Raw genomic sequence first — 23,852 nt, forward strand, 5'->3', positions numbered from 1 at the left:
GGTGACCGCGTGTCGCGGGGTGTTCCTCCCGCACGGGAGCCGTGTCGCTTCGTAGCGTGATCATCGTGATCGATGAGCGACGTGAGAGCGAAGTCTCCGCTACGGAGAGTGACAGGGTCTCGTGCGAGTCCGAATCCTCGGCACGAGGGGAGCGGCCGCCCCCGGTGGACGTGGTCCTGCCGTGCCTGGACGAGGCGGCGGCCCTGCCCTGGGTCATCGAGCGCGTGCCCGCCGGGTGGCGGCCGATCGTGGTCGACAACGGGTCCACCGACGATTCGGCGCGCGTCGCCGCGGCCCTGGGCGCCCTGGTGGTCTCCGAACGGCGGCGCGGGTTCGGCTCGGCCTGCCACGCGGGGCTCCTCGCCGCGACCGCCGAGGTCGTCTGCTTCTGCGACTGCGACGCCTCCCTGGATCCCGCCCTGCTCCCGCCCATGGTGGACGCGGTACGCGGGGGCCGGGCGGACCTGGTCGTGGGCCGCCGGCGCCCCACCCGCGGCGGCGCCTGGCCCGTGCACGCCCGCCTGGGCAACGCGGCGGTCGCGCGCATGCTCCGCAGACGTACCGGCCTGCGGATCCGCGACATCGGACCCATGCGCGCCGCGCGGCGGACGGACCTGCTCGCCCTGGGCCTGGCCGACCGGCGCTCCGGCTACCCCCTGGAGATGGTCGTGCGCGCCGCGGACGCGGGATGGCGCGTCGACGAGGTGGACGTGCCCTACCTCCCCAGGACCGGCGCCTCCAAGGTGACCGGCACATGGCGGGGGACGTGGACGGCGGTACGGGACATGTCGGCGGTCCTGCGCGGGCCCGCGCACACACCGGCGCGCCCCGACGGGGGAGAGCGGTGAGCGGCCCCGGGCGGGGCGCCCGCTCCGGGCCGGGCGCCGGTCCCTCGGGGGACACGACGCTGCTGGTGATCGCCAAGGAACCCGTGCCCGGCCGGGTCAAGACCCGGCTGATGCCCGAGTACACCGCGGAGGAAGCCGCGCGCCTGGCCGCCGCCGCGCTCGCGGACACCCTGGCCACGGTGCTCACGCTGCCCGCGCGCCGGAGGGTGCTGGTCCTGGAGGGACGCCCGGGGCCGTGGCTGCCGGACGGCGGGTTCGACGTCGTCCCCCAGACGGGCGGCGGGCTGGACGAGCGCCTGGCCGCCGCGTTCGCCGGGTGCTCGGGCCCCGCCCTGCTGCTGGGCATGGACACACCGCAGGTCACGGCGCACATTCTGGCCCCCGCTTTGGCTCCCGACGCCTGGCGGCGCGCCGACGCCTGGTTCGGGCCGAGCGAGGACGGGGGCTTCTGGGCCCTCGGTCTCGCCCGCCCCGACCCCGCCCTGCTGCTGGGCGTGCCGATGTCGACGGACCGGACCGGCCGGATTCAGCGCCGGCGCCTGACCGACGCGGGCCTGCGGGTCGGCGACCTGCCGGTCCTGGCGGACGTGGACACGGCGGCCGACGTCGACCGCGTCGCGGGCCAGGCCCCCGGCAGCCGCTTCGCGCGGGCGGTCGGGGACCGGGCGAGCGGGGCGGCGCGATGAGCGCGGCCGAGGCCGGCCTCGCCCCGGCCGACGTCACGCCGTGGCGCTGCGATCCGTACACCGACGCCCTGGCCAGGGGGACCGGTCCGCTGTACCTGCGGCGCTCCGACGGGTCGGTGCTGCCACTGGACGTCGAGCGCTGGTGCGGTGCGGTCGACCCGGTCGACGCCGCCCTCCTGGACCGCTGCGAGGGCAGCGTCCTCGACGTGGGCTGCGGCCCCGGACGCCTCGTCGCGGCGCTGGCCGGGCGCGGGCGGCCGGCCCTGGGCGTCGACCCGAACCCGATGGCCGTGGCCCGCGCCGGCGCCGCGGGCGGCAGGGCCCTGTGCCGGTCGGCGTTCGATCCGCTGCCCGGGGAGGGCGGCTGGGACACCGCCCTGCTCGTGGACGGCAACATCGGCATCGGCGGAGCTCCCGGACGGCTGCTCACCCGGGTGCGGACCCTGGTCCGGGCCGGTGGACTGCTCATCGTCGAGACGGTCCCCGGTGACGTCTGCGAGCGGATGACCGTGCGGATCTGCGACGGCCGGGGACGTGTCGGCGCCCCGTTCCCGTGGGCCAGGCTCGGGATCCCCGCGCTGCTGCGCCTGGCGGAGCGGGCGGAGTGGGACCGCGCGGACGTGTGGGAGGCCGGCGGACGCGTGTTCGCGGCGCTGCGCTCCGCCCCCGTGGACGACCCGGCCGGTGCCGCGGTCGCGCGGCCCTCTCAGCGCGAGCGGTCGGCCGCCGCGCCGCCCGCGTGCCGGACGGCTCCGACCACCGACGAGACGGCGAAGAGCAGCGCGCAGACCAGCAGCCAGCGCCCGGCGAACGGGTGTCCGGGCAGTCCGCTCTTGGACAGGTAGGCGTCCGAGGGGCCCAGGACGAGGGGGAAGTAGACCGCGAACAGCAGTGCGGAGAGCACGGCGGGCACGCGCACGTGGTTGATGAGACGGATCCGCGCCCGGTCGCCGCGTCCGCCGTGCCCGTGCCCGCCGTGTCCGGCACCGGACGGACGCCCGGCCAGGCGCCCTGCCACGGCCCGCCAACCGCGGTCGACGAGCGTGTAGCCGGGCACGAGCACCAGGTCGTGCAGGAGGGCGCCGCCGAGGAACCACACCGCGACGCCGACGGGGTCGCCGCCCAGGAGCCGCACCCCGGCGTACCCGGCCAGGGCGAACGACCCGGCCATGAGCAGGAGGTGGAACACCGAGGCCCCGTACCAGCGCCGCAGGGCGCCCATCACGCCTCCTCGAAGGTGAGCCGCCCGACCCACTTCGTGTTGTGCACGCCCGGCGCGGCCGGGACGATGACGCGGGCCGGATACCCGTGGTCCAGGGAGAGGTCCGCGCCGTTGACGCGCAGGGCCAGCAGGGAACGCGGATCCGCGACCTGGTTGGCGCGCAGTCCGGCACGGGTGAAGCTCCCCGTGCTCTGGACCGACTCCACGAGCACCCACACCGGAGCCGCGGCACCGACCAGTGCGGCCAGGTCGGCCAGGCGCACGCCCGACCACTCCTGGTCCCGGGTCGACCACCCCTCCACGCAGGCGATCGGCAGGGCCGCCCGGTGCTGGGGGAGCGCGAGCAGCTCCTGCCGGGTGAGGACCGCCTCGCGGCCGCCTCCGCGCACGGTCAGCCGCCAGTCCTTCCCGGTCGCGTCCGCGTCGATCCCGGCCCGGGACGCGGTCGTGTTCACCTGGAAGCCGTTCGGCCCCTCGCCCGCCGACCTGCCGCGCGGAGCCAGCAGGGCGGTCGCCCGCAGCGGACCCCCGATGCTCTGTCCCACCGTCACCGCGAACAGCGTCAGCGACCCCAGCCCCACCAGTCCCAGGACTCCGCCGCGCGTGATAGTCGCGGGCGCGGGGTCGGGCGCGGTGAGCCCGGGGCCGGCGGACCGTCCCGGCTCGGGCGCCGGTGCGTCCGCCGGACCCGCCCGCAGCGCGCGGACCATGACGGGCACCTTGGTGCCGAGGTGGACGGCCAGACCGGCGAGGAACACCCAGGAACCGTAGAAGTGCAGGACGTAGAACGAACCGGGGAAGACGTACTCGAGCTGGACGTTGAGCACCCCGGTCGCGAAGACGAACAGCGCCCCGTCGACGAGCAGGACCAGGGACAGCCGTTCCAGGGCGTGTGCCGCGGAGCGGACGGGCGGCCAACCGAAGAACAGGGGCGCGACCGACCAGAGCTTGGCCAGCAGGACCGGCACCAGCACGATGCCCAGGGTCACGTGCAGGCCCTGGGTCAATCGGTAGAGCCAGTGCGGGTCGGTCGGCCAGGCGAAGAGGTAGAAGCCGAGCAGCCCCTTGTCCGGGGTCTTGTCGTTGACCGGGGTCAGATCGGGGTTGTAGGCGGCGTAGGACAGCAGGCCGGTGACGGTCACGACCGTCAGCCCGACCAGCAGGACCGCGCCCAGCACCGATGTGGTCGAGCGGCCGCGCACCGGACTGCGCCAGAAGCCGGGGCGCGTGGGTCCGAAGGCGGGCCCGTCCCTCAGCAGAGCCCGCCACCGGCTCGGCGGCGGACCGCCGGTGTCCGCGGCACCGGCGCCTTCCGGACGGTCGCCCGACGTACCGGAGCCCTCCGTGTCCTCGGTGCCCTCGTCCACGCGCGGCCTCCTCGGTTCCTCGTCGCGGCGGGCCGGGCCGCACTCGCGATCCTAGGCCGGGTGGTCCGTGCGCCCGGGCAGTGAAACGCGCTCCGACCAGGCCCTCCACGCCCCCGGCGACACGCCGCGGGGCGGTCGTGGCCGCGCGGGGCGGCCGAGTCTAGGGTGGCGGCGTGACGCCGCGCGGCCTTCGGCACCACCCTCGCGAAGCGGTCGGCGACGGGCGCGCCGGGCGCCGACTCGACGTGCTCACGGCGCTGGGCGCCGCGGCCCTCGTCCTGCTCGCCGTGGTGGTCGGACGCGCCGTCGAGCGCGCGGACGGCAGCCTGCGCGTGGACTGGCCCCCGCTGTACGCCTCCTGGTCCCCGCACACCGGACCCGGCACCGTGGCCGCCCTCGTCCTGGCGGCGGCGGTGGCCGCCGCCGGGCCTCCCGTGGCGCGGGCCCTGCCCTGGCGCCCGCTGGTGGCGCTCACCTGGGCGGCGTCCACCCTGTGGACGTTCGCCCTCGCCCTCGTCGACGGGTGGCGGGGGTTCGCGACGCCGCTGGAGTCGCCCTACGAGTACCTCGCGTCGGTCGACCGGTTCGCGGACGCGGCCGCCGCGCTGCGCGGGTTCACCGGGCACATCCTCGTCGGGCAGCCCGACAACTGGCCGACCCACGTGGCCGGGCATCCGCCCGGAGCGGTCCTGACCTTCGTCGCGCTCGACCGCCTGGGCCTCGGCGGCGGTGCCTGGGCGGGCGCGTGGTGCGTGGTGGCGGGCGCGTCGGCCGCGGCCGCCGTCCTCGTCGCGCTGCGCGCGCTCGGAGCCGAGGGCGCGGCCCGCTCGGCGGCTCCTTTCCTGGTCCTGTTCCCCGGTGCGGTCTGGGTCGGCGCCTCGGCGGACGGCTACTTCGCGGGGGTCGCGGCGTGGGGTCTGGCCCTGCTCGCGGTGGCGGCGTCGCCGGGTGCCCGCGCGCCCCGGACGACGGCGCTCGCCGCCGGGCTGTTGCTCGGATGGACGGTGTACCTGTCCTACGGGCTGGTCCTGGTCGCGATCCCGGCGGTCGCCGTGCTGGTGTGCGCGCGGACCGCGCGCCCGCTGCCCTATGCCCTGGCGGGGGCGCTCGCGGTCGCCGCGGCGTTCACTGCGGCGGGTTTCTGGTGGTGGGAGGGGTACCGCCTGGTGGTGGAGCGCTACTACCAGGGCGTGGCGGCGATCCGCCCCTACGGCTACTGGGTCTGGGCGAACCTCGCCACGGCGGTCATCGTGGCGGGGGCCGCCTCCGTCGCGGGCGTGCGGAGGTGCCTGGCCGGGCTCCCCCGGGCGCTGCGCTCACGGGTGCGCCCGGCCGACGACCCGGACGGCGGCGGTCCCGTGGCCGTGCTCGTCGTCGCGGCGCTCTGCGCGATCGCGGTCGCCGACCTGTCGGGGATGAGCAAGGCCGAGACCGAGCGCATCTGGCTGCCCTTCGTCCTGTGGTCGGTCCCGGCGGCGTCGCTGCTGCCCCGCCGGGACCACCGCGTGTGGCTCGCGCTCCAGGCGGGGACCGCCCTGCTCGTCAACCACCTGCTCGCCACGGGATGGTGAGCGGGGCGGTCCCGCGGGGCACGCCCTACCGCAGCTCGACGGTGAGCCCGCGACGGCCGTAGTCGGGCACGGCCGTGTGGTCGCCGCCGGTCACCTCGATCGAGGCGAACGTCCCCGCAGCCGGCGCGCGTCGATCACGTGCACGACCCCGTCCACGGCGTCGGCGGCGTCGACCACCAGTGTCGCGTCGCCCTCGATCCGGACGGTGCCCCGCACGGCCAGCAGGCCGTGGCCGTCGGCCCGCTCCGTGCGTTGCGGCCGGTCAGGGTCAGCGTGCCGGAACCGGTCCTGGTGAGCCCGCCGGAGCCGTCGACGTCGTTGCGCCAGGTGTCGGCGGCGTGGAGCCCGCCGAGGGTTGAGTCCATGTGCACGCGGACGTCGTCCTCGAAGGCCCCGTAGCCGTCGGCGGCGCGGAACAGGTCGAGCCGCCCCCAGCCCTCCGGCCCGTCGAGCGGTTCGTAGCGCGCCGACAGCGCGGTGCTGCGCAGGACCGCGCGGCGCTGCTCCGCGTCCAGGTACGGCTGGCGTGTCTCTCCGACAGGACCTCCGGGCCCCGCGACACGGTCAGCGGCGCCTCCGCGCCCCGCCGCGGCAGCATGTACGTGAGCCGGGGCCGGAAGATCCGTTCGTTGGCCTCCCGATCGCCGTAGGGGTCCTCGCCGGAGTGCGCGTGGTCCCAGAGCGTGCCCTCGGTCCGCGCCGAGAAGGAAGAACGACTCGGCCTGGGTCCGGGACGCGGCCTTGTGGTCGGCGTTGTCGGGATCGGAGAGGATCGCCGCGGCCAGGTACAGCGCGTTGGTGTGCGGGCTGAGCCGGTCCGTGGAGTTCTCTCCCCGGTCAGGAATCCCAGAGGCGCGTGACGGGACGACGAACGCTCCCTGTTCCGCGTGTGAATGGTGTCCGGATCCGTGCCGCCCACCGCTCCGGTAGTGACGCCGCGTCATGCCCCCGCCCGGACGATCGTCATGGCGCGGCGGTGACGCGGCGCCACTGCCGGACGGGCGCGCGCCCGGCTGGAATGGGGGCATGACCTCCACACCAGTGATCGACGTCGAACACCTGCACCTCGCCTACGGCGGCTTCACCGCCGTGCGGGACCTGTCCTTCCAGGTACGGCCGGGTGAGCTCTACGCGCTGCTCGGCACGAACGGGGCGGGCAAGACCTCCACCCTCGAAACGGTCGAGGGCCACCGCGCCGCCACCTCCGGCACCGTGCGGGTCTTCGGGCGGGACCCCCGTGAGCGCCGCGCCGTGCGGCCCAGGACGGGGATCATGCTCCAGGAGAGCGGATTCGCCCCGGACCTGACGGTGCGCGAGTCGGTCCGGCTGATCGGGAGCCTCACCGAGCGCGTGGACCACGTCGACCGGGTGCTCGGCGTCGTCGACCTCGCGCGCCAGGCCGGGACCAGGGTGTCCCAGCTCTCCGGCGGCGAGAAGCGGCGACTGGACTTCGCCACGGCCGTGTACGGCTCACCGGAGCTGGTCTTCCTGGACGAGCCCACCACCGGACTGGACATCCGGTCCAGGGACGGCCTGTGGGAGGCCGTCGACAGGCTGCGGGAGGACGGGTCCACCGTCGTGCTCACCACGCACTACCTGGAGGAGGCCCAGCAGCGCGCCGACCGCATCGGGCTGATGCACCGGGGCGTCCTCCACCGGGAGGGGACCGTCGCCGAGCTGACGCGGACCCTGCCCGCCACCATCCGCTTCTCCCTCCCGGACTCCGCCCCGGAGCCGCCGCTGCGGGCCGTGCGCGAGGGCGGCGGATCGGTGCTCGTCGAGACCTCCGCGCTCCAGGAGGACCTGCGCGTGTTGCTCGACTGGGCCCGCGACCACTCCGTGGAGCTGCGCGAACTCCAGGCCGGACCGACCCGGCTCGACGACGTCTTCCGTTCCCTCGGCACCGAGTAGACCCGCACCCGGTACCGAGCGGACCCGGCACCTTCGCAGACCCCGCACCTTCCAGGACAAGGACTCCCACCATGCTCACGATCGCCCAGGGCGAGCTGATCCAGGTCTTCCGCAACCGGCTGGTCCTGGTCACCATGTTCGTGGTGCCCGCCGCCTCCAGCGCCTTCTACATCTACCTGCACCGGATCATCCCGGGCCTGGACCTCGGCGCCGTCGCCGCGGTCCTGGTGTTCATCATGGTGGTGATGGGGCTCTACACCACCACGGTCACCACGCTCGCGTCCCGGCGGCAGAACCTCTTCCTCAAACGGCTGCGCTCCACCGCCGCCGGTGACCCCGCCATCCTCACCGGGCTCGTGCTCCCGGTGAGCGCCATCACCCTGCTCCAGGTCGCCGTGGTGCTGACCGTGCTGACCGTGGTCGCCGCCGGACCGGCCGACGTGCCGCTCCTGGTGGCGGCCGTGCTCGCGGCGGCGGCCATGATGCTCGGGCTCGGGCTGGCCACCGCCGGACTGACGAACTCTCCCGAGCACGCCCAGGTGACCACCCTGCCCCTGCTGGTCGGCACCCTCGCGGTGTCCGGCTGGGTGGGGTTCACCGGCACCGAGGAGCTCACGCTGCTCAAGCGCCTGCTCCCCGGCGGGTCGGCCGCCGAACTCGTGGTGGCGGCCTGGAACGGCGGCGTCCCGCTGGGGGAGTCCCTGGTGCTGCTGGTGCCGACGCTGGCCTGGGTCGTCGTGGCCGTCGCACTGGCCGCCCGCGTCTTCCGCTGGGAGCCGCGCCGGTGACGGCCCCCCGCCCGCGCCGTCGGCGCGGCCGTGGGCCGGTGCGCGACGTGCACCGGCCCACGGCCCCGGTCCGGCCCCGACCAGGGACCGCGACGCGTCAGGGCGAGACGCCGCTGAGTTCGTTGGGCACCTCGTCCAGGGTGACCGACGCGGTGATCTCGCTCGTCGCCAGGTCCACGGCGTGGACCTGCTCGGTGGCGGGGTCGCTCACGTAGGCGGTGTCACCGCGGACGAACAGCGCGGGCCGGGGGTCCTGCCACTCCAGCGGCTCCTCCCAGGAGTCCATGATCTCGATGCTCTCCACGACCTCGCCCGACTCGGGGTCGATGACGTGCAGGCTGCCGTCGGTGCCCAGGACCAGGGCCTCGCTGTCCGGTCCCCGCCCGAGGGAGCGGAAGGTGTAGCTGCCGGGCAGGTCGACGACGGTGAGCTCGGCCTCGGCCGTGTCGATGAGGGCGACCTGTTCGGGGCGCTCGAGCTCGGCGTCCGGGTCGGTCTTGTAGTCGCCCAGCACGATCGGCGACTCCTCCGAACCGGCCTGGTTGCCGATTCGCGCGTAGTCGTCGAGACCGTCGACCTTGGTGAACGCGCCGTCCTGGTAGATCAGCACGCCGTCCTCACAGCCGATGACGACCACCTCGTCCTGGGCGGTGGCCTCACCGTGCACGCCCGGGCACTCCTCGTTGCGGGTGATCTCCTCCCCGTCGGCGTCCAGTGCCATGGCGCCCACACGCTCCTCCTCGTTGCCGAGGGTGGTGACGAGTTCGCCGTTGGTCAGTTCGATGGCCACACCGTGGTGGGCCTCCTCGCTCATGTGGACGTCGGTCTCGGGGAGGCCGTCGCCGAGCGCGTCGGAGTCGAAGGCGGTGACCTCGCCGCTGCCGTCGGCGAACAGCACGGTCCGGCCGCCGTGCCGGACGACGTGCCCGGGTGCCTCGGCGGCGAAGAGCGTGTCGGTCAGCTCGCCGCCGGCGGCGTCCAGGACCTGGAAGCCCTCGGCCGTGGAGACGAGCACGTGCCGGTCGTCGCCGGCCGGGTTGATCCGGTTGAAGCCCTCCAGTTCGATGTCCGCGGCGACCTCCAGCGTGTCGCCGTCCAGCACGTACAGGCCGCCGTCGTAGGTGGTCACGACCGGGTCGGCGATCGACACGGCCTCCGCGGCGGGGTCCTCGCCCCCGGAGGCGGCCGGGTCCTGCCCTGCGCCGCAGGCGGTCAGCAGGAGGCCGGCCGAGACCAGGACGGGCGGAGCCGCCCAGCTCTTGAGGTGCTTCGCCATGTTCATGGGGTGTCGTCTCCAGTGGTGTGATGGAAGGGGCCGCGGGCGTGCCGAGGGACGGGCCCGCCGCGGTGTGGGAACCCGGGGTCCGGGTCAGTCGTCACCGAGTCCGGTGACGATGGCTTCGGTGTTGGAGCGGGTCATCTCCAGGTAGGTGGCCGCGCCCTGGCCCTCCTCGCTCAGCGACTCGGAGAACAGGGGGACGACCTCGATGTCGACACCCGCCTCCTCCGCCATGACGGTGGCCAGCCGGTCGGGCTGGGAGGAGTCGGCGAAGACGGCGCCGACCCCCGCCTCGCGCACGGTGTCGGACAGGTCCTTGAGGTCGGCGGTGCTCGGGGAGGCCAGGGTGGTGCCGCTGGGGATCACGGCGCCGATGACCTCGAAGCCGTAGCGGTCGGCGAGGTAGCCGAACACGTGGTGGTTGGTCACCAGCTTGCGGTCCTGCTCGGGGATGGCGGAGAACTCCTCGGCCATCCACGCGTCGAGTTCCTCCAGTTCGGCCGTGTAGGCCTCGGCGTTCGCGCGCACGGCGTCGGCGTCCACCCCCTCGACCCGCTCGACCACGTTCTCGGTGATCAGGTCGACGGCCCGGACGACCCGTCGCGGATCGGTCCAGAAGTGCGGGTCGGGCTCGCCCTCGTGCTCGTCGGAGGCATAGGGGAGGGGGTCGACGCCCGCACCGACCTCCAGGGCGGTCACACCGGCCTCCTCGGCCGCCGTGACGTTGCGCAGCACGCCCTCCTCCAGACCGAGGCCGTTGTAGACCACCAGGTCGGCGTTCTCGACGGCCGCGGCCTCCTGGGCCGAGATCCCGAAGGAGTGGGGGTCGGCGTTGGGCTTCATCAGAACCGTGACCTCGGCCTCCTCGCCCACGACGGCGCGGGTGATGTCGCCCAGGATGTTGGTCGTCACGACGACGCCCCCGCCCCGGTCGTCCCCTGACGAGCAGGAGGCCGTTCCGAGGGCGGTCGCCGCCAGGGCGACCGCCGCGGCGCAGAGGCGCAGCGGCTCCGGTGTCCTCATGTCCTTCACCGTCCCGTCTCGACCATGAGGTGCGGCGCGATCCCGGTGTCGAGGGTCCGCGCGACACGCAGGTCGTCGTTGTAGTCGATCTCGTGCACGACGCCCGCTTCGGCGTCGTTGACGTAGGCGCGGCCGGTGTCGATCTGGATCGTGGGCGCGGGGTCCGCGCCCACCTCGTCGAGAAGACCGGCCTCGGCCTCCTGCTCGCCCGTCTCCGGGTCCAGGGAGCGCAGGGTCCCGTCGGCGGTCAGCACGAGGACGAAGGTGTCCTCGCCGACCGCGTTCACCGCGACGGCGTCGGGGACGTCCAGCCGGGTCCACGCCGGCTCCGAGAGGTCGAGGGCCCACACCTGCCCGTCGGTGGAGAGGGCGGCCAGGACGGCGGAGCCGGGCCGGTGCTGGAAGGACTCCGTCCTGGCGCCGCCGTCGGGGTAGGGGATGGTCTCGGCGTGCAGGGCGTCGTCGTCCTCGGTCACGTGGAGGGTCCCCTCCTCGCAGCCGACGACCAGGCCCCGGCGCGTGACCGCCGCGCCGGCGGGATCGGTGCAGGTGCCGTCGAGGACGTCCTCCTCGGCGCCCTCGCGGTCGTGGACCCGCACCCGCCCGTCGGAACCGCCCGCGGCCACCACGAGCCTCCCGGCGAAGGGCAGCGCGGTCGCCGAGCCCTCCGGGACCGCGGCCGCGGGCTCGACCGTGCCGTCCTCCAGCGCGGGGCGCTCCAGGGTCCTGGACGCGCCGTGTTCGTCGATGAGGGAGGTCAGGGCGGGGTCCGTGACCGCTCCGCGGGCCGCGAAGTCCTCCAGAGCGCCCACGTGTCCGATGCCGGTGCGGTAGTAGTGGCTGTGGTCGCCGTGGTCCACGGTCCAGGCGCCGCTGTCCACGATGTCTGTCGTCCCGTGATCCGATGACCGGAGGTACGCGAACCTGCCGTCGCCCGTGATTCCGTCGACGTCCGGTACCGGGTCCAGCTCGGTCACCTCCTCGGTGATGAGGTCCAGGACACGGACGTCCCCGGTGCCGGTGTCGGCCACCACCAGGCGTGACTGCGGTTCGGCGGTCTCCTCGGCCCCCTCGACGTAGCCGTGCGGGACCTCCTCCCCTTCCGACGCGCCCGCCTGCCCGGGGGACTCGGCGGGTTCGGCGTCCGCACAGCCCGTGAGCAGCAGCAGGGCGCCCAGGCCGGTCGCGCCGAGCACGGCGGCGGGACGGTGTTCGCTGGTCATGAGGTCATCTGTCCTTCCGGATGGGAGACGGCGGAGGGGCGCGCGGGGCGGTCGGCTCGCGTGGAGGAGCGCCGGGGCGAGGGCCGGGCGGCGGAGGCGAGCACGGAGACGAAGAACATCGCCACCGCCACGGCCGCGATGGTGGCGCCGGCCGCCGTCTCCCAGTGCCAGGACACGAGCAGGCCGACGAAGGTCGCGGTGCTGCCCAGCAGCGCCGCGCCGAGCATGATCACCGGGATGCCGCGCGCCCAGAGCGCGACGGCCGCCGGGGGCGCGATGAGCAGGCCGAACACCAGCAGCGTGCCGACCACGTGGAAGGAGGCGACCACGGCCAGGGTGACCAGGCCGAGCAGCACGGCGTGCGCCGCGCGGGGCGCCAGGCCCAGGGTGTGCGCCTTGCGCGGGTCGAAGGCCAGGGCGACGAAGGCCCGGTGCCCGCCGACCGCGACCGCGAGCGCCACGCCCAGGGCGGCCCCCAGGTAGGCCAGGTCGCGCTCGCGCACGGCCAGGACGTCGCCGAAGAGGAACCCGGTGAGGTCGACGGCGAAGGAGGCCGAGTGGGACACGATGATGACGCCGACCGAGAGCATGCCGACGAAGAGCAGCCCGATGCTCGTGTCCTGGGACAGACGGGGCGAGCGGCCCAGCGCGGTGACCCCGACGGCCATCGTCCCGGCCGCCAGGGTGGCGCCCAGGAGGAGGTTCTGTCCGAAGAGGGAGGCCAGCGCCACCCCGGGCAGCATGCCGTGCGACATCGCGTCCCCGAGGAACGCCATGCCGCGCAGGACCACCCACGTCCCGGCGAGCGCGCAGACGGCGGAGACGAGGATCCCGCCCCACAGTGCGCGCTGGACGAAGACGACCCCGAAGGGTGCGAAGAAGGCTTCCATGGTGGGACACTCTACAATGAAAATCATTATCGTTTTCACATGGGGCCGACGTGGGAGGAACGGGCATGGACCGGGTCGCACTGGAGGGCGTGTACGCGGGGTACGGAGGGGCGGACGTCCTCCGGGGCGTCGACGCCCGGATCCCCGATGGCGCGGTCACCGCCCTGGTCGGGGCCAACGGCTCCGGGAAGTCCACGCTGCTGGGCGTTCTGGCGGGCACGCTCAGGACGCGCGCGGGAACGGTGACCCGGCACGGCGGCTCCCGGCCCGCCTTCGTGGTCCAGCGCAGCGCCGTCCAGGACGCCCTGCCCGTCACGGCGCGGGCGACCGTCGCCATGGGGCGCTGGGCGCACCGCGGCCCGTGGCGCCCGTTGACCAGGCGCGACAGGGCGGTGGTCCGGGACTGCCTCGACAGGATGGGCGTCGCCGACCTGGCCGACCGCCGGCTGGGGGAGCTCTCCGGCGGCCAGCGCCAGCGCGTCCTGGTCGCCCAGGGGCTGGCGCAGGAGGCGGACCTACTCCTGCTGGACGAACCGTCGGCGGGCCTGGACCGGCACGCGCTGGACTACATCCGCGCGACCGTGGATCGTGCCCGCGCCGAGGGGGTGACGGTCGTCCACGCGACCCACGCACCGGAGGAGGCGCTGGGCGCCGACCAGTGCATCGTCATGGAGGGCGGCACGGTGGCGTCCTCCGGGCCGCCCGGGGAGGCCGCGGGGCCGTGGCGATGACGCCGGGCCGCCCACGGTCGACGCGGTGCGGGCCGCCTCCGGCCCGCGGTCGGGAAACCCGTTGCGGGAGGGTGCCGGCGCTGGCAGGCTCGCGCCATGGACGAGCGGCGGACGCACCGGTCGAGCGGTGCCGGAAGGGCGGAGCGCGGCGAGGTGACCGTGCCCCCGGTGATCCGTGACCTCACCCGGCACGACCTGGCCGGCTGCGGCTGGTCCGGCGGACCGCACCACGTCGCGGCCGTGGCCGGGGCGCTGGAACGCGCCGCGGCCGGCGAGGTCGACTACGTGGCCGTCTGCGCTCCCTCACAGGCGCCGCCGGCGATCGGAGGGGTCGACTTCCAGCCCTTCCCCGACGCGGGCTACCTGTGGCAGCCGGCCGTGCATCCCTTCGTGCGGCGCCGCGGCGTCGGCACAGTCCTGGTGCGTGCGCTCGAGGACCGCGTCCGCCGACGCGGGCTCTCCCGTGCGGAACTGTGCTACGAGGAGCACGACGCGGGCAACCGCGCCTTCTGCGAACGGCTCGGGTACACGGCCTACGGCACGGTTCCGGACGGCTGGGAGCAGCGGCTCCCCAGCGGAGAGGTCTCGTTCCACGAGACGACCTGTGTCCGGATGCGGCGCGGGCTCCGCGTCCGACCTCCCGCGGTACCCGTGCGGTGGGTGTTCCCTCCCGGGTGCGGGCGGCACCCCTGGCTGTCCGAGCACGTGCCCGCCTGGACCAACGACCTGCGCCAGGAGGCCCGCAGGCTCGGCGACCCGGTGCTGCCCGCACAGCCCCGCGACGCGCACCACGCTCTGGCCGACGCCCGGCACAACGTCACCCGGGCACGCGCTCTCGGACTCCTGCCACAGGAGTGATCCGCCCGCCCCGGCCCGGTGAGGTGCGCGGCGCTGGATAGACGTGCGGTCGTCCGCGCTCGTGGACGTGCTGCGCCGGTACCGGGTCGACCGCCACGACGGAATCCTGGGCGCGGCGCGGCTCCCTTTCCCGGCGGACTCCGCCACGTGACCGCGGCATCACTCGACCGACACATCGGATGGCCGTTGTCTCGCTCTTCTCCGGTGCTCCGGAAGGCGATTCCACCGCAGCGCTCCCCCTTTTCCCCAGTATTCTTTTTTCGGTGGGTGGGAGCTCCGTTGTCGTGCGCGTTCGCGCTCCCTTCGCGCATTTCCCCTCTTTCCCCGGAGAACGTGAATTCCTCGTTTTCCTCCTCACGGTCCGTCACGCATCGGAAGCCCGTGGGGGCAGTCGATGCGGGCCTGCTCGCGGACCATGAGAAACGCGTTCCACGGCTCGGCTTTATTTCCCACGAACGGACCACGACGGCCTTCCGGGCGGCGCTTCCGGGGTCTATCGTTCTGCTGATTCCCCTCAGCGGGGAAGCGCGCGCCCGGGTGGCCCGGATCCGATCACTCGGTCAGGACAATGCCACTCCGGGTCACGCCATTCCGTGGGACGTCTTCCGAACCGGTGGGGTCATGACACTAGAGATCTCCGTCCTGGGTGACATCGCGGCACGCATCGACGGACGCCCCGTCGATCTCGGACACGTGCGGCGGCAGTCCGTGTTCCTCGGGCTGCTGGCCGACGCCAACCGTCCGGTCACGGCCGACCGGCTCATCGACCGGGTCTGGGGCCAGCGCCCGCCCGGCGGCGCCCGCTCGTCGCTGTACAGCTACGTCTCCCGGCTGCGGTCGGCCCTGGGGGCGTCCGGCGGGGACGTCGGGGTCGAGCGGCGCCCGGGCGGCTACGTCCTCACGGTCGGCCCCGACGTGTGCGCCGCGATCGACCTGTGCCGCTTCCGCGACCTCGTGACGCGGGCCCGGGCCTCGCCCAGCGGGGGACCCGCCCTCGCCCTGTACGAGGACGCGTTCCGGCTGTGGCGGGCCGACGCCCTCGGCGCGCTGGACAGCCCCTGGATCAACGAGACCCGCGAACAGCTCCGGCTGGAGCGCTTCCGGGCGGAACTGGACCGCAACGACCTACTGCTCCGCCAGGGCAGGCAGGCCGCCCTCCTCGGCGATCTGATCGCCCTCGCCGAGCGGCATCCGCTCGACGAGCGCCTGATCGGCCAGCTCATGCTCACGCTGTACCGGGAGGGCCGTGCCGCCCAGGCGCTGGAGCGCTTCGAGTCCACCCGGAAGGCACTGGGGGAGGAGATGGGCACGGATCCCGGGACCGAGCTCAGGGACCTCCACCTGCGGATCCTCAACAGCGATCCGGCCCTGGACGCGTCCTCGCCCGCGGCGGCGCCCGTCCCGTCGCCCCGCCCGCGGCCGGTCCCGGCCGCGGCGCCCCCGGCCATGCCCCCGCCCGGCCAGCTCCCGCCTCCGCCTCCGCTGCTGACCGGGCGCGAGGAGGGCCTCGCCGCGCTCGACGCCGCCCTGCGGCCGGGGGCGGTGCCGGTCACGGTGATCTGCGGCCTCGGCGGAGTGGGCAAGACCTCGCTGGCCCTCCGATGGGCGCACGACAACCTCGACCGGTTCCCCGACGGCCAGCTCTACGTGAACCTGCACGGCTTCTCCCCGAGTACCCGCGCCACCACGCCCCAGACCGCGGTCCACGACCTCCTCACCGCACTCGGGGTCGACCAGAAGGCCGTCCCCGCCAGCACCGACGCGCAGTTCGGCCTGTACCGCACCCTGCTCGCCCGACAACGGATCCTGATCCTGCTGGACAACGCGCGCGACGCCGAACAGGTCCGCCCGCTGATCCCCGGTTCCTCCTCCTGCGCGGTCGTGGTCACCAGCCGCGACCGTCTCAGCGGCCTGGTCGCCACCGAGGGGGCCCGGTCCGTCACGCTCGACCCGCTCACCTCCGCGGCGGCGCGCGCACTGTTCACGGCCAGAGTCGGCGAGCGCCGCGCGGCACGGGAGCCGGACGCGGTGGAGACCATCGTCGCCGCCGGCGGGCGGCTGCCCCTGGCCCTGACCATCACCGCCGCCCACGCCATGGGCGCTCCGCACCTGCCGCTCGCCGAACTGGCGTCCGAACTGCGCGAGACCGCGACCCGGCTCGACCTCCTGGACACCGGCGATGCCGGCACGTCGCTGCGAAGCGTCTTCGACGCCTCCTACCGGGCCCTGCCCGGGCCCGCGGCACGGCTGCTGGGCCTGCTGAGCCTGGCTCCGGGGCAGTGCGTCGGGCTGCCGGCCACCGCGGCGCTCGCCGGGCTCGCCCACGCCCGCACCAGGGCGCTGCTGCGCGTCCTGGAATCGGCCCACCTCGTCCACCGGCCGGCGCCGGGGCGCTACGAACTGCACGACCTCGTCCGACTGCACAGCAGGGAGCGGGCCGAGCGGGATCAGTCGGAGCAGGACCGGCGCCGCGCGCTGTGCGCGCTGGTCGACCACTACGTCCGCGCCGCCTCCGCCGGGAACCGCCGCCTGGGCCCCCACGACACCCCCTCCACCCCCGGGGAGGAACCGGGCGGCGGGACCGCGACCCCGCTGCCGTCGGACGAGACCGCGGCGATGGCGTGGTTCGCCGCCGAGCGGTCCTGGCTGCCCGCCGTGGTCCGCCTCGCCTCGGAGCTGGGCCTGCACCGCCAGGCCTGGCGGTTGTGCTGGGACGCCCACCTGTACCTGCGGCGCTGTGGTCCGGTCGAGGACTTCATCGGCAACGCGCGCGCCGGACTCGACGCCGCGGCCAGGCTGGACGATCCGGACGCGCCGACGCTGAGGGCGCTGTCCCACCGGGGCCTGGCCTCCGCCCTGCTCCTGACCGGGCACCCCGGTGCGGAACCGGCCGGCCACCTCGTCCACGCCCTGGCCCGCTTCGAGGAGACCGGTGACCTGCTCAACCAGGCGCACACGCACCAGGCGCTCCTGCTGTCCGCGATCCTCACCGGGGACGAGCACTCGGCGGTGGACCACGGGGAGCGGTCCCTGGACCTGTACCGCACCGTCGGCCACGCGTGGTGGGAGGCGGGGGCGCTCAACAACCTCGGCTGGTGCCTGGCGCGCTTCGGCCGACACGACCTCGGCTACGAACACTGCCGGGCCGCCCTGGACGCGTGCGTGGCCCTCGGCAACAGGCACGGGGAGGCGGACGCCCTGGACAGCCTGGGATACGCCGCCGGCCGCGCGGGCCGCCATGCCGAAGCCGTCGCGCACTACCGCCGGGCGGTCCGCCTGTACCGGAGCACGGGAGACGCCATCGAGGAGGCCGACTCGCTCAGCGGCCTCGCGGAGGCCCACGACGCCCTCGACGAGAGCGACCACGCCCGCGTGGCCAGGCGCCGGGCCCTGGCGCTCTACCGCGAGCAGCACCGCACGGAACAGGTGCGGGAGACGGAGCGGAGGCTGCGGGACCCGCGGTGAACCGCCCGGGGCGGCTCGTTCAAGGTCGGGGCAGGGTACGCACACGGGCCCCGGGAACCTCGACGGGTGCCCTCCACGGGCGATACGGCCGCTACGCGTCCATCAGGTGAACAGAACGGACATACAGGCCACAGATCAGCATCAGGACGCGTGACCACGGAACCCGCCCACCGTTTCCGTCGTCGGTCCATGTGGCATGTCATCCCGCACAGAGGAGGCCGCGATGCGGCACGTCAAGCGTCGACAACTCATGGCCGGAGCCGTCCTGGGCGCACTGCCCCTGTTCCTGGCGACCGGCTGCTCGTTCAGTATCGGTGGGCCCGGCGTCATCGCAGCCGACGAGGTCGCCCAGCGGGCGAGCGAGATGTTGACGGAGGAGACCGGCCAGGCCCCGGACGACCTGACCTGCGCCGAGGACCTGCCCGCGGAGGAGGGCGCCCAGATCCGCTGTGAGCTCACGGCCGGCGAGGACACCCTCGGGGTGACCGTCACGGTGATCTGGGCCGACGGCTCCGACGCCGATCTGGACGTTCTGGTCGACGACGCCCCGGCCGACGAGACCGCGGCCGATGACGCCGCGGCGGACGACACGGGTGGTGACACCGCGGCCGACGACACCGCCGGGGACGACTCCGCGGGCTCGTCCGCGGGCGACTCCGTCCCGGCCGCGGAGGTCGCCGAGCAGTCGGCCGCCCAGCTGGAGCAGGCCGGCCAGACCTTCGAGGGGTTCACCTGCTCCCAGGACCTGCCCGCGCAGGTGGGTGCCGAGATCCGCTGCAACATGGTGAGCGGGGGCATGAACTACGGCGTGACCATCACGGCGACCTCGGTTCAGGGGACGAGCGTCCTGTGGAACATCCAGGTCGACGACCAGGCCCTGTAACCCGGGCGCGGCCCCGGTGGGCCGCCCGGTCCCGGACCGGGCGGCCCACCGGGCTTCCTGCCCTCCGCCGCCCGATGCCGACCCTCCCCGGGGCGCGGACCGGCTAACGTCGGACCCGGGCCGGTGATCACGGCGAGGGACGGGAGGCCCGGGATGAGTGGAACGACGGTGGCGCAGGTCATGGCCGAGCTCGCCGAGCTCGAGGACCCCGGGATGCGCAGGGTCAACGAGAAGCACGGCGACGACCACGGCGTGAACCTCACCAAGCTGCGGGCCCTCGCCAAGCGGATCAGGACCCAGCAGGACCTGGCGCTCGACCTCTGGGCGACCGACGACACCGCGGCCAGGCTCCTGGCACTGCTCATCTGCCGACCGAAGGCCTTCGGACGCGACGAGCTGGACACCATGCTGCGCCACGCGCGCGCTCCCAAGGTGCACGACTGGCTCGTGAACTACGTGGTGCGCAAGAACCCGCACGCCGAGGAGCTGCGTCTGGCCTGGAGCGCGGACGCGGACCCGGTCGTCGCGAGCGCCGGCTGGGCACTGACCGCCGACCGGGTGGTGAGGAAGCCCGAGGGCCTCGACCTCGCCGCACTGCTCGACGTCATCGAGGCGCGGATGAAGGACGCCCCGGACCGGCTGCAGTGGGCGATGAACACCTGCCTGGCCCAGATCGGGATCCGGCACCCGCGGTACCGCGCCCGCGCGATCGACATCGGCGAGCGCCTCCAGGTGCTCAGGGACTACCCGACCCCGCCGAACTGCACGTCGCCGTTCGCGCCCGCGTGGATCGCCGAGATGGTGCGACGCCAGGCGTAGGCGGACGGGCCGGGGCGCCGCCTCGCGCACGGGATACGGGACAGGAATTGGCCCGCCCTTGTCTTCGGCGATATCGGACGTGGGGAATGCCGTACACGCCCGAGTGTTCCCGGGCGCTCGAGACGTCGTGTCGAACAGGGGATGATTCCATGGCGGCTTCCACACCCGCGGAAGGCCCGATCAGCGGCAATCCCGTCTCCGAGAAGCGCTTCTCCGCGTCGGCCGTCCCGCCACGTATCTGGGTCGCACTGATCCTGGTCATCATCGCGATCTTCTTCGTGGCGCAGAACAGGGACGTGACCGAGATCCAGGTCCTGTTCTTCTCGCTGGAGGCTCCGCAGTGGGCCGCGCTGTCCACCACCGCGGTCGTCGGCCTGCTCATCGGACTCCTCCTGCGTCCCTCGGAGCGCAGGAAGCGCAAGGCCGCGAAGCGGAAGTGACCGCCCGGGCCGCCCCGGCCGTGCGTGGCCGAGCGGGAACGGCGAGGGAGCGCAAAGCGACGGGCCGTGCCGGACCAAGAGGACGTTGACCGTCCCTTGGCCCTGGCCCAGGCGTGTGCCGGGTAGGTGCCGCTGTGGGATGTCGGGGGCGTGATCGGCGCCCCTGGACGACGACACACCGCAGGAGGCGCACGTGGCACATGGCACCGGGACCGGCCGCACGACCGGAGGGGTCCCCCGCCCCACGGCGTCGGGGGACACGGGCACGGAGACGCGGGGCCCGTCCCTGGCCGACACGGCCGACTTCGACAACGCGCGGCGCGGACTCGTCGCACCGGCCCCGCCCACCGTGACCGACGCGCGCGGCCGGTCGGTGTGGGACCTGCGCCCCTTCTCCTTCTTCGAGGAGGGCGCGGACCGGGTTCCCGACACCGTGCATCCCCACCTGTGGCGCCAGGGGCGGCTGACCGCCATGAGCGGCCTCTACGAGGTCGCCGAGGGCATCTACCAGGTGCGCGGTATGGACCTGTCCAACATGACCGTGATCGAGGGGCGCGAGGGCGTCGTCGTCGTGGACCCGCTGGTGTCCGAGGAGGTCGCGGCGCGGGCCCTCGCCCTGTACCGCGAACACCGTTCGGACCGGCCGGTCACCGCCGTCGTCTACACCCACCCCCACCTCGATCACTTCGGCGGCGTGCTCGGCGTCGTCGACCCCGCCGACGTCGCGTCGGGCCGGGTGCCGGTCGTCGCCCCCGAGCACTTCATGGAACACGCGGTGTCGGAGAACGTCTACGCCGGGACGGCGATGATCCGGCGCGGCATGTACTTCGCGGCCTTCGACCTCGAACCGGGACCGGAGGGGCGCGTCGGGATGGGGCTCGGCCTCGGGACCTCCCAGGGGCAGGTGGGCCTGGTCCCGCCGACCCTGGAGATCACGCGCACGGGCCAGGAGGAAGTGCTCGACGGCGTGCGGTTCGTGTTCCAGATGACCCCGGGCACCGAGGCGCCGGCGGAGATGAACTTCCACCTCCCCGAGAAGCGCGCCCTGTGCACCGCCGAGAACGCGTGCCACACCCTGCACAACCTGCTCACACTGCGCGGCGCCCAGGTCCGTGACGCCCGGATGTGGTCGCGCTACCTCAACGAGACCCTGCAACTCTTCGCCGACGACTCCGACGTCGTCTTCGCCTCGCACCACTGGCCCATCTGGGGCACCGAGGGGATCCGCGGCTTCCTCGCCGAGCAGCGCGACGTCTACGCCTACCTGCACGACCAGACCCTGCGGTTGATGAACAAGGGATCGACGGGCATCGAGATCGCGGAGGAGCTGCCGATCCCGCCCGGGCTGGCGGAGGCCTGGAGCGCACGCGGCTACTACGGTTCGATCTCGCACAACATCAAGGCCGTGTACCAGCGGTACATGGGATGGTTCGACGGCAACCCCGCCCATCTGTGGCAGCACCCGCCGCGGGCCCAGGGCGAGCGCTATGCCCGTGCCATGGGCGGTGTCGACGGCCTCCTGGAGCAGGCCCGGGCCTTCGCCGCCGCGGACGACCTGCGCTTCGCCGCCGAGCTCACCTCGCACGCGGTCTTCGCCGCGCCGGACCGTGACGACACCAAGGAGCTGCTGGCGGACATCCTGACCCGGCTCGGGCACGGGGCCGAGAACGCCATCTGGCGGAACTTCTTCCTGGTGGGCGCCAAGGAGCTGCGGAACGGGGTGCCGCCGACCGCCATCGCCCTGGCCGACAGCCTGGTCTCGGCCCTCGATGTCACGCAGATCCTGGACTCGGTGGGCATCCGGGTGGACGGACCCCGCGCCTGGAGGGAGGAGCTGTCCCTGGACCTGCACATGACCGACAGCGGCGAGCGCTACCGGGCCATGCTCTCCAACGGGGTGCTCATCCACTACCCCGACCCGAAGGACGAGGCGGCGGACCTGGCCCTGAGCGTGACCAAGGACGCGTTGGTCCGGGTCCTCACGACGGGGGAGCTGGACGGTGTGGAGCACCGCGGGGACGCGGGGGCGCTCCACCGGCTGATGGCGGTCCTGGACGAACCCCGTCCCGACTTCGCGATCGTCACGCCCTGACCGTGACGCGCCGGGACTCCGGCCGCGTGGTGTGTTGACCGTTCACTTGCGGAGTTTTGGCCTGACATTTCTCCTGCCGAAGGTCCCCCAGTGGACACGTACTGTCATTGTTCATGTGCAAGTAGTCATTGGACAAAGGAGTGCATGTGCCATACGGATCTGCCACCGGCTCGGGGACCACGCTGGCGGCGACGGGGATCGCCACCGGCCACCTCTGGCTGATCGCCGTCGGTCTCCTGGTGACCGTCGCCGGAGCGGTCCTGATCAGGTTCTCTTTCCGCGCCGACCTGGGCCCGACGCAGTGATCGGTCCCGACGACAGCGCACTTCCCCGGGCGCGCTGCGTGCGCCCGGGGGTGGTCGCCGCGCTGGCGGCCGTGTCCCTGGTCGGCTTCGTCGCCTGGGGCGTCCTGCACGTGGTGGTCATGGCCCACCACGGGGTCGACGCCAACCTGAACATGGGCCTGGTGTGGCTCGCCTGCTTCGCTCTGCTGTGGTGGGTCCCACTGGCCTGGTTCGAGCGCCCCTTCCGGGCCACCGGCGCACAGCGCGAGGCACTCGACCGGCTGGTCGTCACGGTGCAGATCCCGGTCTACAACGAGGATCCCGGCGTCCTGCGGAAGTGCCTGCGCTCCGTGCTCGAACAGAGCCGGAAGGTGGACCGGGTCAGGGTGGTGGACGACGGCTCCATCGATCCGGACACCGGCGCCGTGCGGGACTACGCCGAGATCCGCGACCGGTTCCTGGCCGACGCGGCCGAGGCGGGCGTGGCCGCGACCTGGGACCGCACGCCCAACCGGGGCAAGCGGTACGCGCAGATGCACGTCCTGGCCGACGACGACGCCGACGTCTTCGTCACCCTGGACAGCGACTCGGTCATGGACCGCGACGCCGTCCGGGAGGGGCTCGCGCCCTTCGCCGACCCCAGGGTCACCTCCGTCGCGGGGCACGTCCTGGTCCTCAACCGGGACACCAACCTGCTGACCCGGATGACCGGCCTGCTGTACCTGCCGTTCACCCGCGGTCTGCGCAGTGCCCAGTCGGTGCTGCGCAGGGTGACGATCAACTCGGGCACACTGGCCTTCTACCGGGCCCACCTGGTGCGGGACCGCGCGGGCGTGTACGAGAACGAGACCTTCCTCGGCCGTCCGATGCAGATGAACGACGACTCCATGCTGACGTTCTACGGACTCTTGGAGGGGGACACGGTGCACCAGCCCTCGTCCCTGGTCTTCACCCTCGTCCCCGAGACCGCGAGCCACTACTTCGGCCAGCAGCTGCGCTGGATGCGCGGCACGACGGTGCGCCACCTGTGGTGGCTGCGGTACATGCCGGTCCGCGGTGTGGTCTTCTGGGGGACCGTGGCCGAGTACCTGCACCTGTTCCTGGGCTACGCGGTGCCGCTGCTGATCGTCCTGCACCCGGACCTGCGGACGCACCTGGGGGACATCGCCTTCGCGGCGTTCGTGATCGGGACGGCCGTCAGCTACCTCATCTCGCTGCGGATCTTCATGGTCGTGCGCTCGGACGAGACGGTGGTCCAGCGACTGCTGCTGTTCCTCTGCGCGCCGGTCGCCACGGTCTGGCGCCTCCTGCTGCTCCGGCCGCTGTACCTGTACGCGATGTGCACCTGCGGCCGTATCGCACAGTGGGGGACGCGAAACAAGGTGGAGGTCGCCTACCCGGCCGATCCCGTACGGGCCTGAGGCGCGCACCGGGGCGGAGCCCGGACGGCACGCGGACCCGACACGGCCCGG

At 73.8% G+C, this 23,852-nt stretch carries 21 protein-coding genes and 1 pseudogene; 15 read left to right on the forward strand and 7 right to left on the reverse strand.

Annotated features, from left to right (window positions below; translation table 11 throughout):
* Positions 1 to 65: 65 nt before the first annotated feature.
* The 3 genes and pseudogenes from HNR10_RS27885 to HNR10_RS31475 all read left to right on the forward strand — a co-directional run.
* Positions 66 to 848, forward strand: a complete 783-nt coding sequence (locus HNR10_RS27885) for a glycosyltransferase family 2 protein (RefSeq protein WP_179828653.1) — start codon at positions 66 to 68, stop codon at positions 846 to 848.
* Positions 845 to 1,534: a TIGR04282 family arsenosugar biosynthesis glycosyltransferase gene (locus HNR10_RS27890; protein WP_312889437.1), complete on the forward strand. Its 690-nt coding sequence runs from the start codon at positions 845 to 847 to the stop codon at positions 1,532 to 1,534. Before HNR10_RS27885 ends, HNR10_RS27890 begins: the two co-directional genes overlap by 4 nt.
* Positions 1,531 to 1,959, forward strand: a pseudogene (locus HNR10_RS31475) (methyltransferase domain-containing protein); the annotation flags it as partial. The gene HNR10_RS27890 and the pseudogene HNR10_RS31475, both read left to right, overlap by 4 nt.
* A 281-nt stretch (positions 1,960 to 2,240) precedes the next feature.
* Here the strand turns inward: HNR10_RS31475 and HNR10_RS27900 are convergent.
* Both HNR10_RS27900 and HNR10_RS32065 read right to left on the reverse strand, forming a co-directional pair.
* On the reverse strand, positions 2,241 to 2,756 hold the full coding sequence (locus HNR10_RS27900) for a hypothetical protein (protein ID WP_218898081.1): 516 nt from the start codon (positions 2,754 to 2,756) through the stop codon (positions 2,241 to 2,243).
* On the reverse strand, positions 2,756 to 4,123 hold the full coding sequence (locus HNR10_RS32065; RefSeq protein ID WP_179828660.1) for a molybdopterin-dependent oxidoreductase: 1,368 nt from the start codon (positions 4,121 to 4,123) through the stop codon (positions 2,756 to 2,758). The genes HNR10_RS27900 and HNR10_RS32065 overlap by 1 nt, the downstream gene beginning before the upstream one ends.
* A 173-nt stretch (positions 4,124 to 4,296) precedes the next feature.
* Between HNR10_RS32065 and HNR10_RS27910 the strand changes: the two genes are divergently transcribed.
* Positions 4,297 to 5,694, forward strand: coding sequence for a hypothetical protein (locus tag HNR10_RS27910; RefSeq protein WP_179828662.1), 1,398 nt, complete (start codon positions 4,297 to 4,299; stop codon positions 5,692 to 5,694).
* A 134-nt stretch (positions 5,695 to 5,828) separates the two neighbouring features.
* Here the strand turns inward: HNR10_RS27910 and HNR10_RS27915 are convergent, their stop codons facing one another.
* Positions 5,829 to 6,638: an autotransporter-associated beta strand repeat-containing protein gene (locus HNR10_RS27915; protein ID WP_179828664.1), complete on the reverse strand. Its 810-nt coding sequence runs from the start codon at positions 6,636 to 6,638 to the stop codon at positions 5,829 to 5,831.
* 82 nt (positions 6,639 to 6,720) lie between these two features.
* Between HNR10_RS27915 and HNR10_RS27920 the strand changes: the two genes are divergently transcribed.
* Together HNR10_RS27920 and HNR10_RS27925 are read left to right on the forward strand one after the other, a co-directional pair.
* Positions 6,721 to 7,605 carry an ABC transporter ATP-binding protein gene (locus HNR10_RS27920; RefSeq protein WP_179828666.1) on the forward strand — a complete coding sequence of 295 codons (885 nt, stop codon included), beginning with the start codon at positions 6,721 to 6,723 and terminating at the stop codon, positions 7,603 to 7,605.
* Positions 7,606 to 7,676: 71 nt separating this feature from the next.
* Positions 7,677 to 8,393, forward strand: coding sequence for an ABC transporter permease (locus HNR10_RS27925; protein ID WP_179828668.1), 717 nt, complete (start codon positions 7,677 to 7,679; stop codon positions 8,391 to 8,393).
* 97 nt (positions 8,394 to 8,490) lie between these two features.
* Here HNR10_RS27925 and aztD read toward each other — a convergent pair whose 3' ends face one another.
* The 4 genes from aztD to aztB all read right to left on the reverse strand — a co-directional run bounded on the left by aztD (position 8,491) and on the right by aztB (position 12,808).
* On the reverse strand, positions 8,491 to 9,675 hold the full coding sequence (gene aztD, locus HNR10_RS27930) for a zinc metallochaperone AztD (RefSeq protein ID WP_246406436.1): 1,185 nt from the start codon (positions 9,673 to 9,675) through the stop codon (positions 8,491 to 8,493).
* Between the two features lie 87 nt (positions 9,676 to 9,762).
* Positions 9,763 to 10,695: a zinc ABC transporter substrate-binding protein AztC gene (gene aztC, locus HNR10_RS27935; RefSeq protein WP_179828671.1), complete on the reverse strand. Its 933-nt coding sequence runs from the start codon at positions 10,693 to 10,695 to the stop codon at positions 9,763 to 9,765.
* A gap of 5 nt (positions 10,696 to 10,700) precedes the next feature.
* Positions 10,701 to 11,918, reverse strand: coding sequence for a WD40 repeat domain-containing protein (locus tag HNR10_RS27940; RefSeq protein WP_179828673.1), 1,218 nt, complete (start codon positions 11,916 to 11,918; stop codon positions 10,701 to 10,703).
* Positions 11,915 to 12,808 carry a zinc ABC transporter permease AztB gene (gene aztB / locus HNR10_RS27945; RefSeq protein WP_179828675.1) on the reverse strand — a complete coding sequence of 298 codons (894 nt, stop codon included), beginning with the start codon at positions 12,806 to 12,808 and terminating at the stop codon, positions 11,915 to 11,917. Before aztB ends, HNR10_RS27940 begins: the two co-directional genes overlap by 4 nt.
* A 65-nt stretch (positions 12,809 to 12,873) precedes the next feature.
* On the opposite strand from aztB, the gene aztA reads away from it, so the two are divergent.
* The 9 genes from aztA to HNR10_RS27990 all read left to right on the forward strand — a co-directional run bounded on the left by aztA (position 12,874) and on the right by HNR10_RS27990 (position 23,801).
* Positions 12,874 to 13,539, forward strand: a complete 666-nt coding sequence (aztA, locus tag HNR10_RS27950; protein WP_179828685.1) for a zinc ABC transporter ATP-binding protein AztA — start codon at positions 12,874 to 12,876, stop codon at positions 13,537 to 13,539.
* 96 nt (positions 13,540 to 13,635) lie between these two features.
* Positions 13,636 to 14,397 carry a GNAT family N-acetyltransferase gene (locus tag HNR10_RS27955; RefSeq protein ID WP_218898088.1) on the forward strand — a complete coding sequence of 254 codons (762 nt, stop codon included), beginning with the start codon at positions 13,636 to 13,638 and terminating at the stop codon, positions 14,395 to 14,397.
* A 621-nt stretch (positions 14,398 to 15,018) separates the two neighbouring features.
* The gene (locus tag HNR10_RS27960) at positions 15,019 to 17,862 is read left to right on the forward strand and encodes an AfsR/SARP family transcriptional regulator (protein ID WP_179828687.1); all 2,844 of its coding nucleotides are present in this window, start codon (positions 15,019 to 15,021) and stop codon (positions 17,860 to 17,862) included.
* A 223-nt stretch (positions 17,863 to 18,085) separates the two neighbouring features.
* Positions 18,086 to 18,745, forward strand: coding sequence for a DUF4333 domain-containing protein (locus tag HNR10_RS27965; RefSeq protein WP_179828689.1), 660 nt, complete (start codon positions 18,086 to 18,088; stop codon positions 18,743 to 18,745).
* Positions 18,746 to 18,898: 153 nt separating this feature from the next.
* Positions 18,899 to 19,564 carry a DNA alkylation repair protein gene (locus tag HNR10_RS27970; protein WP_179828691.1) on the forward strand — a complete coding sequence of 222 codons (666 nt, stop codon included), beginning with the start codon at positions 18,899 to 18,901 and terminating at the stop codon, positions 19,562 to 19,564.
* Positions 19,565 to 19,713: 149 nt separating this feature from the next.
* On the forward strand, positions 19,714 to 20,004 hold the full coding sequence (locus HNR10_RS27975; protein ID WP_246406438.1) for a LapA family protein: 291 nt from the start codon (positions 19,714 to 19,716) through the stop codon (positions 20,002 to 20,004).
* Positions 20,005 to 20,197: 193 nt separating this feature from the next.
* Positions 20,198 to 22,096: an alkyl/aryl-sulfatase gene (locus HNR10_RS27980; protein WP_179828693.1), complete on the forward strand. Its 1,899-nt coding sequence runs from the start codon at positions 20,198 to 20,200 to the stop codon at positions 22,094 to 22,096.
* Between the two features lie 146 nt (positions 22,097 to 22,242).
* Positions 22,243 to 22,401, forward strand: coding sequence for an LPXTG cell wall anchor domain-containing protein (locus HNR10_RS27985; RefSeq protein ID WP_179828695.1), 159 nt, complete (start codon positions 22,243 to 22,245; stop codon positions 22,399 to 22,401).
* A complete protein-coding gene (locus tag HNR10_RS27990) occupies positions 22,398 to 23,801 on the forward strand; it encodes a glycosyltransferase family 2 protein (protein WP_312889438.1) in 1,404 nt (467 codons plus the stop codon). The genes HNR10_RS27985 and HNR10_RS27990 overlap by 4 nt, the downstream gene beginning before the upstream one ends.
* Positions 23,802 to 23,852: the final 51 nt, after the last annotated feature.

It is taken from the genome of Nocardiopsis aegyptia (genome assembly GCF_013410755.1).
Taxonomy (GTDB): Bacteria; Actinomycetota; Actinomycetes; order Streptosporangiales; family Streptosporangiaceae; genus Nocardiopsis; species Nocardiopsis aegyptia.